The organism is Limnobacter sp. (assembly GCF_046297615.1).
GTDB lineage: Bacteria > Pseudomonadota > Gammaproteobacteria > Burkholderiales > Burkholderiaceae_B > Limnobacter.
On record NZ_JBKBHM010000007.1, the window covers coordinates 109,183 to 122,266 of the forward strand.

General features: G+C 56.4%; 10 protein-coding genes and 3 tRNA genes. 3 read left to right on the top strand and 10 right to left on the bottom strand.

All coding sequences use genetic code 11. The features are described 5' to 3' along the window. The first annotated feature begins 12 nt into the window (after nt 1-12). The gene (locus ACK4FF_RS13800; RefSeq protein WP_409710478.1) at nt 13-1,719 is read left to right on the top strand and encodes an NAD(P)H-hydrate dehydratase; all 1,707 of its coding nucleotides are present in this window, start codon (nt 13-15) and stop codon (nt 1,717-1,719) included. On the opposite strand, the gene ACK4FF_RS13805 is transcribed toward ACK4FF_RS13800, so the two are convergent. Beyond that, nucleotides 1,687-2,367, bottom strand: a complete 681-nt coding sequence (locus tag ACK4FF_RS13805) for an ABC transporter ATP-binding protein (protein WP_409710481.1) — start codon at nt 2,365-2,367, stop codon at nt 1,687-1,689. The genes ACK4FF_RS13800 and ACK4FF_RS13805 overlap by 33 nt on opposite strands. Between ACK4FF_RS13805 and ACK4FF_RS13810 the strand changes: the two genes are divergently transcribed. Next, nucleotides 2,366-3,007: an arylesterase gene (locus ACK4FF_RS13810; RefSeq protein ID WP_409710484.1), complete on the top strand. Its 642-nt coding sequence runs from the start codon at nt 2,366-2,368 to the stop codon at nt 3,005-3,007. The two genes, ACK4FF_RS13805 and ACK4FF_RS13810, sit on opposite strands and share 2 nt — an antisense overlap. A 67-nt stretch (nt 3,008-3,074) precedes the next feature. On the opposite strand, the gene ACK4FF_RS13815 is transcribed toward ACK4FF_RS13810, so the two are convergent. From ACK4FF_RS13815 to ACK4FF_RS13855, 9 genes are all read right to left on the bottom strand, one after another. Next, complete coding sequence (locus ACK4FF_RS13815) at nt 3,075-4,982, bottom strand: SurA N-terminal domain-containing protein (protein ID WP_409710487.1); 1,908 nt, start codon at nt 4,980-4,982, stop codon at nt 3,075-3,077. Between the two features lie 126 nt (nt 4,983-5,108). Next, nucleotides 5,109-5,185: transfer RNA gene (locus ACK4FF_RS13820), tRNA-Asp, on the bottom strand. A 27-nt stretch (nt 5,186-5,212) separates the two neighbouring features. After that, nucleotides 5,213-5,288 (bottom strand) — tRNA-Val (locus tag ACK4FF_RS13825). A gap of 123 nt (nt 5,289-5,411) precedes the next feature. Next, the gene (locus tag ACK4FF_RS13830; protein ID WP_409710491.1) at nt 5,412-5,684 is read right to left on the bottom strand and encodes an HU family DNA-binding protein; all 273 of its coding nucleotides are present in this window, start codon (nt 5,682-5,684) and stop codon (nt 5,412-5,414) included. 214 nt (nt 5,685-5,898) lie between these two features. Next, a complete protein-coding gene (lon, locus tag ACK4FF_RS13835; protein WP_409710494.1) occupies nt 5,899-8,307 on the bottom strand; it encodes an endopeptidase La in 2,409 nt (802 codons plus the stop codon). A 163-nt stretch (nt 8,308-8,470) separates the two neighbouring features. Further along, complete coding sequence (gene clpX / locus ACK4FF_RS13840) at nt 8,471-9,745, bottom strand: ATP-dependent Clp protease ATP-binding subunit ClpX (protein WP_409710497.1); 1,275 nt, start codon at nt 9,743-9,745, stop codon at nt 8,471-8,473. Between the two features lie 45 nt (nt 9,746-9,790). Continuing rightward, nucleotides 9,791-10,441, bottom strand: coding sequence for an ATP-dependent Clp endopeptidase proteolytic subunit ClpP (gene clpP, locus ACK4FF_RS13845; protein WP_409710500.1), 651 nt, complete (start codon nt 10,439-10,441; stop codon nt 9,791-9,793). 23 nt (nt 10,442-10,464) lie between these two features. Then, entirely contained in the window at nt 10,465-11,769 is a 1,305-nt protein-coding gene (gene tig, locus ACK4FF_RS13850) for a trigger factor (RefSeq protein WP_409710503.1), read from the bottom strand. A 222-nt stretch (nt 11,770-11,991) separates the two neighbouring features. Beyond that, nucleotides 11,992-12,076: transfer RNA gene (locus ACK4FF_RS13855), tRNA-Leu, on the bottom strand. 79 nt (nt 12,077-12,155) lie between these two features. On the opposite strand from ACK4FF_RS13855, the gene ACK4FF_RS13860 reads away from it, so the two are divergent. Then, nucleotides 12,156-13,064, top strand: a complete 909-nt coding sequence (locus ACK4FF_RS13860) for a squalene/phytoene synthase family protein (protein ID WP_409710506.1) — start codon at nt 12,156-12,158, stop codon at nt 13,062-13,064. Nucleotides 13,065-13,084 lie beyond the last annotated feature (20 nt).

Sequence of the window (13,084 nt, forward strand, 5' to 3'; positions counted from 1 at the left end):
AACACACACCCAATGAGCAACATTCAAGCCCACCGAACTCTGGCCGATTTGCCCGACACCCTCCGTGAAGCCCACTGGGTGAAGCCCGGCGACCAAACCCTGCCCGTGTTGGATGTGGTGGCCATACGGCGCGTCGAGGAATCGGCCTTCAAACAGGTGGACTCATTTCTGTTGATGCAGGCAGCGGGCCTGCGCTCAGCCCAGCGAATTCTGGACTGGGTCCACGCCCAACGCCTCACTATCGCGCACTTTTTGGTGTTGGCCGGGCCTGGCAACAATGGTGGGGATGCCTGCATCGTCGCCCACCAACTGGCGGTCTTGGGCATGCATGTCCAATGGGTGAATTGCCCTGGCCACAGCGAACCCAGCGCCGACCGGCAAGCGGCTGAACGCCTGTGCATCAGCCTGCTTGAACCCACCGAGTGGCCAGAGGAAGGCCTTCCGCTGACCAGAGACACCGTGGTGATCGACGGCTTGTTGGGGATAGGCTGCACCCGCGCCCCCGAAGGTCTTATCGCCCGCATCATCGAATCTGTCAACACCCAGATCAACATGCAGCAAGGGCACCATCAGCCCGGGCGAACGCGGGTGGTTGCCCTGGACTGCCCCAGCGGCCTGAACTGCAGCACGGGTCAAGCACCGGGTGTGGCCATGCAGGCGGACCTCACGCTGAGCTACATCGCCTGTAAAACCGGCCTGCTGGACGAAAGCGGCAAAGATTTGTGTGGCGACATTGAAATCGACAGCCTGAACTGCGACGACTTGTTGGGGCAAGCCCATACAGCCCCTGCCCTGTGGGCACACAGCGACCACCACATGCGCCGACAATTGCCTCGCCGCCAGCACCGCCATCACAAAGGCAGCTATGGCAGCGTGGCTGTGGTGGGTGGCCAAACCGGCATGGTGGGCGCCGCGCTGCTGACTGCACGCGCAGCCCTGGCGATGGGTGCGGGCCGAGTGGCCATGACCCTGTTGGCCGAACACACCCAGCGCAGCGGGCCGTGGGCCCTGATGCCCGACATTGAGGTGCCGGGCCAATCCTGTTTTCTGGACCCTTTGTGGCCCGAACTGATGAACAAAACCCTCGACGACAACCTGGCGTTTGCACAGGTACTGGCCGTAGGGCCCGGTTTGGGCACCAGCGCCGCCTCTGAAGCACTGCTGCACCAAGTGTTGGACACTCAGGCCGCACGCAATTCAGGCCAGCACCTCGTGCTGGATGCCGATGCCCTGAACCTGCTGGCCAAAGACACAGGCCTTGAGCAAGCGCTGCTGCACTTTCAAAGCAGCAGGGCCCATGCCTCCACCACCCTTACCCCACATCCACTGGAGGCCGCAAGGCTTCTGGCTTGTTCAGTGCAAGACATTCAAGCCAACCGATACGCAGCCACCAAAGCACTGTCGAAGCGTTTCCAAGCCACCGTGATATTGAAAGGGCCAGCCACCTTGGTGGCTTCGGGTGAGGATGTCAGCATCAACCTGACTGGCGGCCCGGCCTTGGCCACAGGGGGCAGTGGCGATGTGCTCACCGGTGCGGTGGCCTCCTTCCTCGCCCAGGGGCTGGACAGCCACGAGGCGGCCCAATGCGCCGTGTGGCTCCATGGCCTGAGCGTCCAACCCTTCGAAGGCATGGAGCCGCTGGTGGTCAGCCACGCCAGCCAAATCAGCCAGCGTATGCAGGCCCAGTTAAACGCCCTGCTCCGCCAGCACACCCGCTGACAAGTGCAAAGTGCGGTCGCAACGGGCAGCCAAGGCGGAATCGTGAGTGACCAGCACCAGCGTTGTGCCCTGCTCACGTTGCAATTGGAACATCAAGTCGATGATGCGCTGGCCCGTTGCAAAGTCCAGGCTGCCCGTGGGTTCGTCGGCAAACACAATCGAGGGGTTCCGCACAAACGCACGGGCAACGGCGACACGTTGCTGCTCACCACCCGACAGGGTTTTGGGCGTGTGGTTCAAGCGCGCGCCCAAACCCACACGTTCCAGCATCGCCGCGCACACCCGCTTGGCATCGGGCATGTTCACCAACTGGGTGGCCATGAGCACATTCTCAAGGGCAGTCAGATGCGGCAGCAGTTGAAAAGACTGAAACACAAAACCCACATGCCTGGCGCGCAGCACGGCCCTTTGCTCCTCGCTGCTGGCGCACAGGTTTTCGCCCATGAAATGAACTGCGCCGGCACTGGGCAGGTCCAACCCGGCAAGCATGCCCAGCAGGGTGGATTTGCCCGAGCCTGACGCCCCAGTGATGGCCACAGCCTCCCCCTGCCGTATCCGGAAGGAAATGTCGGACAATATGGGCAACTGTGCGTCGCCGTCGCGCACCACTTGATTCAAACCGTCTACTTGAAGGATGTCAGTCGTCATGTCAGGCCATGCTCTGTTGAAATGGACACGAACCACCTTGGCCGCGTTGTGCGTAGCCAGTGTACCTGTTGGCGTGAATGCCAAAACCGGCCACTGCCACATTCTGGTGATGGGGGACAGCCTGTCAGCCGCCTACGGACTGCCTGTTGAACAAGGCTGGGTTGCTTTGATGGATCGGAGGCTGAAAGAAAAGTTCCCGCAGTGCCAACTGACTAACGCCTCAATTTCAGGGGAAACCACAGCGGGCGGAAAAACCCGCTTGCCGGCCCTGCTCAAGCAACACAAACCCAGCTTGATGATCCTCGAACTTGGGGCCAACGATGGCTTGCGGGGCCTGCCTGTGCAAACCATGCAAGACAACCTCAACCAGATGGTGAACCTGGCACGCGCCGCAGGCAGCAACACCGTGTTGCTGGGCATGCAAATTCCCGCCAACTACGGGCCAGCCTACAGCCGACGCTTCGCGCAGGCATTCAGCGATGTGGCCAAGCAGCAGCGCCTGCCCTTTGTGCCGTTTTTTCTGGAGAGTTTCGCCACAGATGCCAGCGCATTTCAAGCGGACAGCATCCACCCGAATGCCGGAGCCCAACCCAAAATGCTGGATGCGGTGTGGCCAACGGTGTCAACAGCGATTCGCTAATACTCAAGAACACCGAAAAGGAATTGAAACGGGTTGATGAATATCAACCCGTGCCCAGTTGATGGTGTTAAAACTGTTTGCGAACTTCCACGTCAACGCGCTTCTTGAGTGCGTCACGGGAAGCCAGCACCAAGGCTTCCTGATAGGCTTGGCTGGTCAGGCTTTCATAATAGCCCACTACCTTGGGGTCGGCTTTGGCCCGAATCTCAGACGATGGCGCGCCGGACACCACATACGCCACGGCCACACCGGCAGCACCCACATTCACCAAGGTGGCCTTAGGCAATTCAGACACTGCCGTGTTCAGCGCTGCCTGGGCCACAGGGGCCAGAAGCCCCTCTGAACCCAAGGCCGAAATGGTTTTTGCAGCACCAAAGCCAGCCAACTCAGCAGCACCTGCTGCGGGTTTGGCCTCATTCAACCGGGCCACCGTGGCCTGCGCATCGGCCAGCGCCAGCTTCTGGGCCTCATCCTGCTTCAGGCGGGCCTCGATCTGCCCACGCACCTCAGCCAAAGGCTTGGGTGTGGCTGCGTCATAGCGCGTGATTCGAGCAGAGACCAACACATCACCCACCTGAACTGCTTTGGTGTTATTGCGGTTTTTAATGGAGTCTTCCGAGAAAATTTCAGCCAACAACTTGGCATCTTTCAACACAGCGGGTGCGTTGCCGGAAGCCACCTGAGTCAGCCCGGAAAAGGCAACGGTTTTGACGCCCAAGGCCTTGACCACGTTGTCGAAGCTTTGACCACCTTCATAAACCAACTCCGAGAAGCGCCCCTGTGCATCGGCCACTTGCGCAGTGGCCTTTTGAGTTTTGATCTCATCAGCAATTTGAGCCTTCACACTGTCCAATGACTTCACTGCGCCACCGCGTGTGTCCACCAGTTCAATGATGTGGTAGCCAAACTCACTTTTCACCAAACCGCTGATATCACCCTTTTTCATGGCAAACACAGCCTGGTCAAAGGCAGGCACCATGGCCCCTTTGCTAAAGAAACCCAGGTCACCGCCCTGTGGGGCCGAACCCGTGTCGACGGAATACTTCTTGGCCAGTTCAGCAAACTTGGCGGGGCTGGCCTTGACTTCAGCCAACACTTTGTCGGCCTGGGCCTTCAGCTCATCCGCCGTGTTGCCGGCTTTCTCGGCTGGCAGCAGAATGTGCCGGGCTTTGCGCTCCTCAGGGGATGAAAAACGGGCCTTATTCTGCTCGTAATACTGGGCCACATCGGCATCGCTCACGCTGATGCGCGACTTGATGTCCTCCGCGGACAAAGTCACAAATTCCACGTCCGCTTTCTGTGGGTTGGTGAAACGGGCTTGGTTCTCTTTGTAGAACGACTCAATCTGTTCGTTGCTCAAACTCACCTTGGCCAAGTAAGGGCCCAAGTCCAGCGTTTTCACCTGCACCACGCGGCCGCTAAGTTGCACATCGTCCAACGACTTCACCAAGCTTGCCGGGAAAAAATTCGCACGCAGCAGAGGGTCCAACACCTGATTGCGCGCCAGGTTGAAACGCATATTGGCCTGATGGGCCAGCGGCGTCAGGCCACGGGCGGCCAGTTGAGACACATACAACTCTTCATCGAACTTGCCGTCCTTCTGAAACAGCGGCGTGTTGATGATTTCTTCTTGCAGGGCCTGATCGCTAGCGGTCAGGTATTGCTTCTCCATGGACTTCTGGAACAAGTACTGCGTCACCAGTGAATCCAGCAACTGTCGGTTGATGTCAGGCGAATCAAACAACTTCGGATCGAAGTTGGGGCCAGACTGCGCACGGGCTTCCTCAATGCGTTGACGTTTGATCTGATCGAACTCTTCAGGAGTGATCAGATGATCGCCCACCTTGGCATACGCCTTGGAGTTGGCGTTGACCGAGGTGAAGCCATCCACACCGAACAGCACGAAGGCCGGGGTGATGAACAGCAACAGAATGAACATCATCAACTTCTGGTTGTTGCGTACGAAATCAAACATGGTGGTGGCGAAGCGCTTGAATCAATTTGGACGCCACATGATAACCGATGAAGAAGCCCTGTCTGAGAACAGGCGAAGGGGAAATGAAAAAACCCCAGAGGCTTTCGCACTCTGGGGTTTTTTTGCTGGCGGAGTGGACGGGGCTCGAACCCGCGACCCCCGGCGTGACAGGCCGGTATTCTAACCAACTGAACTACCACTCCTAAAACAGTGGTGCTTGATTTGCAATTTGGTGGGTGCTGAGAGGCTCGAACTCCCGACCTAAACCTTGTAAGGGTTCCGCTCTACCAACTGAGCTAAGCACCCGACTTATTCAAAAACAAACGTCACTTTTTGTTTTTGCTTGCTGTCGTTTTGCAAATCAGCCAAGACCGCAATTATATACAGAGATTAATTCGTCTTGCAACACCTTTGCGAACTTTTTTTCAATTAGTTCACTGCGTCTTTCAGTGCTTTGCCAGGACGGAACTTGGGCACTTTGGCAGCCTTGATCTTGATGGTTGCGCCAGTGCGTGGGTTACGGCCGCTGCGAGCAGCACGCTTGCCAACTGCGAAGGTACCGAAGCCAACCAGAGTCACTGTGCCACCTTTTTTCAGGGTGGTTTTGACTGCAGCAATCAGCGCGTCCAGTGCACGACCGGCAGCTGCTTTGGAAATTTCTGCAGACTCAGCGATTTGGTCGATCAGTTCAGTTTTATTCATGTAAGTAGCCCCCTCTTGGTGACAGAAAAAAAGTGCCAAACCATTTGGCACTCCGATGCTTCAGCGTCTTATTTAGACATGCCCGAAAGCCTTGTGTCAACTCATTTAGCGGGGTGTATGTCGGTTTTAATCAGGCCTGACAAGGCTTTCCGGGCACCATGAAAAAAGGCCCCGGTTTGTGCAAAGCGGGGCCTTCAATTTTTTTACCGGAAAATCAGTGCTTTAGACCAGCCTCTGAAGGCTTCGCATCCGCTGGGGTTGCCAACACTGCGGATTCCTCGGAGAGTGGCTCTGGCTGTGACTCTAGGGCATTTTGCAACACTTGATCAATCCATTTCACCGGAATGATTTCAAGACTGTTCTTCACATTGCTCGGAATCTCGGCCAAGTCCTTGACGTTTTCCTCGGGGATCAACACCGTTTTGATGCCGCCACGGTGCGCCGCAAGCAACTTTTCCTTGAGGCCCCCGATGGCCAGCACCTCACCGCGCAAGGTGATTTCACCGGTCATAGCAACCGATGATTTCACGGGAATGCCTGTGAGCGTAGACACCAAGGCAGTGGTCATGGCGATGCCTGCAGAAGGGCCATCTTTGGGCGTCGCGCCTTCGGGCACGTGCACGTGAATGTCCTGTTTCTCAAACACATCGTCCTTGATGCCCAAGCGCTTGGAACGCGCGCGCACCACGGTGCGTGCAGCCTCCACCGATTCTTTCATCACATCGCCCAGCGAACCGGTACGAATGATGCCACCCTTGCCCGGCATGGCCACGGTCTCGATGGTCAGCAAGTCGCCACCCACCTCTGTCCAGGCCAAACCAGTCACCTGACCAATTTGGTTTTCTTTCTCGGCCAAACCGTAGCTGAAGCGACGAACGCCCAAGAATTTGTCCAGGTTCTTCGGTGTGACCTGAACCTTCTTCTCGTTCTTGCCCAACACCATTTGGCGAACCACCTTGCGGCAGATCTTGGACACTTCACGCTCCAGCCCGCGCACACCAGCCTCGCGGGTGTAGTAGCGAATCATGTCGCGGATGGCCGCCTCGGACAAGGTCAACTCCTCGTTCTTGACGCCATTGTTTTTCATTTGCTTGGGCAGCAAATACTTCTGCGTGATGCTGACCTTTTCATCCTCGGTGTAACCCGACAGACGAATCACTTCCATACGGTCCAGCAGGGCATGCGGAATGTTCAGCGAGTTCGCTGTCGCGACAAACATCACATCCGACAGGTCATACTCCACTTCCACATAGTGGTCCACGAAAGTGCTGTTCTGCTCCGGGTCCAGCACCTCGAGCAGGGCCGATGCGGGGTCACCACGGAAATCCATGCCCATCTTGTCGATTTCATCCAGCAGGAACAGCGGGTTACGCACACCGACCTTGGTAATGCTGGTCAGCACTTTGCCCGGCATGGAACCAATGTAGGTTTTGCGGTGGCCGCGAATTTCAGCTTCATCACGCACCCCACCCAAGGCCATGCGCACAAACTTGCGGTTGGTGGCTTTGGCCACGGATTGGCCCAGGGAAGTTTTACCCACACCGGGAGGGCCCACCAAGCAGAGGATTGGGGCCTTGAGCTTGTCCACACGCTGCTGGACAGCAAGGTATTCCACAATGCGTTCTTTGACTTTTTCCAAGCCGTAGTGGTCTTCGTCGAGCACTTTCTCGGCGTTGTCCAGCTTGTTGTTGATCTTGGTTTTTTTCTTCCAGGGCAAGTTCACCAAGGTGTCGATGTAGTTGCGAATCACCGTGGCTTCCGCCGACATGGGTGACATCAACTTCAGCTTCTTCAACTCGGTTTCGGCCTTCTTCAGGGCCTCCTTGGGCATCTTGGCCAGCTTGATGCGTTTCTCAAGCTCTTCCATGTCAGCGCCGTCTTCACCCTCGCCCAATTCTTTCTGAATGGCCTTGACCTGCTCATTCAGGTAGTACTCGCGCTGGCTTTTTTCCATTTGGCGCTTGACGCGTCCGCGAATGCGCTTCTCCACCTGGAGAATGTCGATCTCGGTTTCCAGTTGCGCCAACAGGGCTTCCAGACGCTGAGCAATGCTGAAGGTTTCCAGAATGGACTGCTTTTGTTCCAGTTTCAACGGCAGGTGGCTGACGATGGTGTCCGCCAGGCGGCCAATGTCATCAATGCTGGCCAGGGAAGTCAGAATTTCTGGAGGAATTTTTTTGTTGAGTTTGACGTAAGAGTCAAACTGCGCCATCACTGCGCGCTTCATGGCCTCGGTTTCGGGGCTCTGTGAAGGGTCGGCCAGCAAAGGCATGGCCGTGGCCGAGAAATGAGAACCTTCATCCACCACTTTCAGCAGGCGGGCACGCTGCACACCCTCTACCAGCACTTTGACCGTGCCGTCGGGCAGTTTCAGCATTTGAAGGACGTTGGCCACACAACCAATGCTGTACATGTCTTTGTCGCTGGGCTCGTCCTTGGTGGCCGACTTCTGGGCAACCAGCAGGATGCTTTTCCCGGTTTCCATGGCAATTTCCAAGGCCTTGATGGACTTTGGACGGCCAACAAACAGGGGAATGACCATGTGGGGAAAGACAACCACGTCACGCAGCGGCAGCAGCGAGAGATCAACGGGTTGTTCGGGAAGCACGTTGGATGCTGACATATGTTCACCTTTTGAATGCATGCCCCGCACTTGGGGTCGAAACGCGCTTATTCAAGCAAAATATTGATTGCCTGTTTCAAACAATACCACTGAAAAAAAAAGCCCAACTCACGAGTTGGGCTGTTTTTGTACATTTAGCGGGGGATACCGACAAGAAACTGCATCAGGACTTGTCTTTGCTTCCGGCCACTTTGGGCTGCTCTTCATAAATCAGCAGAGGCTGCCCTTCGCCCGTGATGGTTGACTCGTCCACCACCACTTTCTTCACGTCGTGTTCGTTGGGCAAGTCGTACATCACACCCAGCAAGGCTTGCTCAAGAATGGTTCGCAGGCCGCGCGCGCCGGTTTTGCGCTGAATGGCCTTCTTGGCGATGGCGCTGAGCGCTGATGGCCGGATTTCCAACTCGGCACCGTCCATCTCCAGCAGCTTTTCAAACTGCTTGACTACCGCATTCTTGGGCGTGGTAAGAATGTCGATGAGGGCGGGCTCGTCGAGCTCGTCCAAGGTCGCGATGACCGGCAAGCGACCAACCAACTCAGGAATAATCCCGAACTTGATGAGGTCTTCAGGCTCGACGTCGGCCAACACGGTGCCCACATTCTCGTCATTCTTGCTTTTGACTTCGGCACCAAAACCAATGCCAGAACGCTCGGACCGGTTACGAATCACCTTGTCCAGGCCTTCAAACGCACCACCCACGATAAACAACACATTGGTGGTGTCAATTTGCACGAAGTCCTGATTGGGGTGCTTGCGGCCGCCCTGCGGAGGAACGGACGCCACGGTGCCTTCGATCAACTTCAGCAAGGCCTGCTGAACACCCTCACCCGACACATCGCGTGTGATGGAGGGGTTGTCCGACTTGCGGGAAATCTTGTCGATTTCATCGATGTACACAATGCCACGCTGGGCTTTGTCGACTTCGTAGTTGCAATTTTGCAGCAGCTTTTGAATGATGTTTTCAACGTCTTCACCCACATAACCCGCTTCGGTGAGGGTGGTGGCGTCGGCAATCACGAAAGGCACATTCAGCAAACGGGCCAGCGTTTGGGCCAGCAAGGTTTTGCCGGAACCCGTGGGGCCCACCAACAGGATGTTTGATTTGGACAGCTCGACATCGTCCTTCTTGCCAGTGACATGGCGAAGGCGTTTGTAGTGGTTGTACACCGCCACGGACAAGACCCGCTTGGCTTTGTCTTGCCCAATCACATATTGGTCAAGAATGGCGCGAATTTCACGCGGGGTGGGCAGCTTGTCACCACCACCTGTTGAGGTGGCTTCAGCCGCCTCGTCACGAATGATGTCGTTGCACAGCTCGATGCACTCATCACAGATGAACACGGAGGGGCCGGCAATCAGCTTCTTGACCTCGTGCTGGCTTTTGCCGCAAAAGGAACAGTACAGCAGTTTTTCACTGGAACCTTTTTTCTCTGACATCCTGTCTTCCCCTGGGGCGACTACTGAGCCCCTTGATACTGGAAATTACTTGTTGCCTTCGGTGGGCGGTACGCGGTGCTTGAGCACATCGTCAATCAGACCATAGGCCTTGGCGTCATCGGCGCCCATGAAGTTGTCACGGTCGGTGTCGCGGGCGATCTGATCGATCGGTTTTCCGGTGTTGTCCGCCAGAATGCCGTTGAGTTTTTCACGCAAATACAGAATTTCCTTGGCGTGGATCTCGATGTCGGAAGCCTGACCTTGAACACCACCCAGTGGTTGGTGAATCATGATGCGGCTGTTGGGCAGGGAGAAACGCTTGCCTTTGGTGCCCGAAGACAGCAGGAAGGCGCCCATGCTGGCGGCCAGACCTGTACACAGGGTAGACACATCGGGCTTGATGAACTGCATGGTGTCATAAATGGCCATGCCAGCCGACACGGAACCGCCCGGGCTGTTGATGTACAGGGCGATGTCCTTGTCGGGGTTTTCAGATTCCAGGAACAACATTTGAGCCACGATGATGTTGGCCATCTGGTCGTTGATGGGGCCAACAAGGAAAATCACCCGTTCTTTCAACAGACGGGAATAGATGTCATAGGCACGCTCGCCCCGACCACTCTGTTCAATCACCATGGGCACATACAAGTTGCCCTGGGGTTCAAAAGCATTGAAGTTATTGAAATTTCCGGTCATAGAGCGAGGGTCCCACTTCATCGTTATTTATTTCCCATCAATTCATCGAAAGACAATTTCTTCTCAACCACCTTGGACTTGGACAACGTGAACTCAACCACATTGTCTTCCAGAATCACGGCTTCGACATCCGCCAAACGGGCGCGGTCTTGGAAATACCACTGCATGACTTCTGCAGGGTTTTCGTAACTTTGAGCCTGTTCTTCAATGAATGCACGAACCTGTTCGGGTTTGGCTTGCAGGTTGTTGACTTTCACCAAGTCTGACACGATCAAGCCCAGACGGACGCGACGCTCAGCTTGAGCAGCGAAAATATCTTCGGGCAACTGAATTTTTTCCACATCGGCCATGCCACGGGCTTTCAGGTCCTGGCGGGCACGGGCGGCCAGCTCGGTGGTTTCGGACTGAATCAGGGCCTTGGGCACATCAAACTCAGCCACTTTCAACAGGGCGTTCATCACGGCGTCTTTGGTTTGGGCCTTGGTGCGGTTACCCACTTCACGGCTCAGGTTTACGCGCACGTCTTCGCGCAGCTTGTCCAGGGTGCCTTCGGCGATGCCCATGGCTTTGGCGAAATCTTCGTTCAGCTCGGGCAACTGCTGCCCTTCCACCAGCTTGATGGTGATTTCGAACTCAGCGGTTTTACCGGCCACGTCTTTGCCGTGGTAGTCCTCGGGGAAGCTCAAGGGGAAGGTTTTGGACTCGCCCTTCTTCAGGCCTTGGGCTGCAGCTTCGAACTCGGGCAGCATTTGGCCACGGCCCAGCACGAAACTGAAATCTTCGGCAGTGCCGCCAGCAAAGGCCACGCCGTCGATCTTGCCCACAAAATCAAGGGTTACTTTGTCGTCTGTGGCGGCTGCGCGGTCTACTTCAGCGTAGGTGGCGCGTTGCTTACGCAGGATATCCAGGGTTTTGTCCACTTCAGCGTCGCTGACTTCAACCACTGTTTTTTCAATTTCCAGTGCGGAGAAATCACCGAATTTCACTTCGGGAAACACTTCGAAGATGGCCTTGAATTCCAGGGCTTCTTCAGCCGCACCGTCAGCGGCCTCAATGCGGGGGGCGCCAGCCACACGCAGGTCCTGTTTTTGCACTTCTTCGTTGAAAGTACGGCCGATTTCATCGTTCAGCACTTCGGAATGCACCTGGGGGCCGTAGTTCTGCACAACCATTTTCATGGGCACTTTACCGGGGCGGAAACCAGGCATGCGGGCGGTGCGGGCAACTTTTTGCAGGCGCTTTTCGACTTCCGCATTGATTTTTTCAACCGACAGCTTCAGGGAGATGGTTTTCTCAAGGGAGCTGGCAGTGGTGGTGGTGTCAGTCATGTTGGAACTCTTGAATTTTTGACCCGAACCCAAGGCCGGGCAAGTTAAAAGAAACGGTGGCGAACGTACGGGCGAACGTGGTTCCACCCCGTTTTTCGATGGGCTATATCTTACACAAGGTTGGGGGGCTTGGGCGGTGCAGCCGCCTGATTGGCAAGGCAAACTCTGTAAAGCAGCCCCAAGGCTTGCCTATGGGGTGAAACAGGCTGTTCAGCCTGCTGTTGGTGCGGATGAAAGGACTCGAACCTTCACGTGTCACCACGCCAGAACCTAAATCTGGTGCGTCTACCAATTTCGCCACATCCGCGACACGGCGGCAGTATAGCGGGTTTTACACGCAATGCCCACGCTGGGGGCCCGCTCGGGCCACCCCAAATTGGCGACTGATGACCTACAATGCGGGTTTAGGCGGCCGATTGGCGCCGCATACCGTGTGTACAGCCACCATGTTGCCCTTGTCTTTAGAGAATCCGCTGGCCTATTGCCGCGAGAAGGTCTGCCCCGACCTGTCATCCCTGCACTACGCCACCCTGTTTCAGCCTGAAACCGACAAAGCCTTTTGGCTGGGGCTGTTTACGCTGAACCATGAGTTGCGGGCGGCCTCAATCAAGCAGATGGACATGGGCCTGGTTCAGGTGAAATTGGGTTGGTGGCGCAATGCACTGGCTGGCGCGCTGGACAACAGTAACCCCCACCCGGTGATTGCAGCTTTGAATCCAAGGCTGGTGGGTGCCGTGGACCCGGAAAATTGGCCCGTGTTGATTGAATCAGTGGTGAGCAGTTGCGAACCCCGCCGCTACAACAGCATGGCCGATTGGAGCCACCACCTGGGCACGGCCATCACACCTTGGTTGCCTCTGATTGCCCAGCGTGTGGGCCTGCACAGCCAAGCCGGCTACAGCGCCCTGAGGGACTTCTGGACGGCCAGCACACAGCTGTGCCAGTTGCTGCGAACCGCCAAATACCTCGATGTGAACTTTCAGCCCGTGCCGCTGGATATTTTGCGCCAATTCAATGTGACGGCCGAGCAAATCAAGCAACGGCGGCATGACGAAGGCACGCTTCAGGTGTTCAATGAGGTGGGGCGTCAAACCATGGGCTCAGCCAACCGGGCGTGGAAAGCCATGCCTGCGGAACTGAGGCTGTTTTGCAGGCCTCTGCGCACACTGTTTCGTATGCGGGTGGCAGAGTTTCGAAAACACGGCAAAACCGCCACCTGGCTGAGCGAGCAGAAGGTGCTGAGCCCTCTGAAAAAATTCACCCTGGCATGGACCACCCAGGTGCTGCGCTGGTAATCAGTCGCAGGCAGCACCCA

Coding starts and splice junctions, on each gene's coding strand:
- tig (WP_409710503.1), bottom strand. CDS start 11,769: ATGACTGACACCACCACCACTGCCAGCTCCCTTGAGAAAACCATCTCC.
- ACK4FF_RS13815 (WP_409710487.1), bottom strand. CDS start 4,982: ATGTTTGATTTCGTACGCAACAACCAGAAGTTGATGATGTTCATTCTG.
- ACK4FF_RS13810 (WP_409710484.1), top strand. CDS start 2,366: ATGTCAGGCCATGCTCTGTTGAAATGGACACGAACCACCTTGGCCGCG.
- clpX (WP_409710497.1), bottom strand. CDS start 9,745: ATGTCAGAGAAAAAAGGTTCCAGTGAAAAACTGCTGTACTGTTCCTTT.
- ACK4FF_RS13860 (WP_409710506.1), top strand. CDS start 12,156: ATGACCTACAATGCGGGTTTAGGCGGCCGATTGGCGCCGCATACCGTG.
- lon (WP_409710494.1), bottom strand. CDS start 8,307: ATGTCAGCATCCAACGTGCTTCCCGAACAACCCGTTGATCTCTCGCTG.
- ACK4FF_RS13830 (WP_409710491.1), bottom strand. CDS start 5,684: ATGAATAAAACTGAACTGATCGACCAAATCGCTGAGTCTGCAGAAATT.
- ACK4FF_RS13800 (WP_409710478.1), top strand. CDS start 13: ATGAGCAACATTCAAGCCCACCGAACTCTGGCCGATTTGCCCGACACC.
- ACK4FF_RS13805 (WP_409710481.1), bottom strand. CDS start 2,367: ATGACGACTGACATCCTTCAAGTAGACGGTTTGAATCAAGTGGTGCGC.
- clpP (WP_409710500.1), bottom strand. CDS start 10,441: ATGACCGGAAATTTCAATAACTTCAATGCTTTTGAACCCCAGGGCAAC.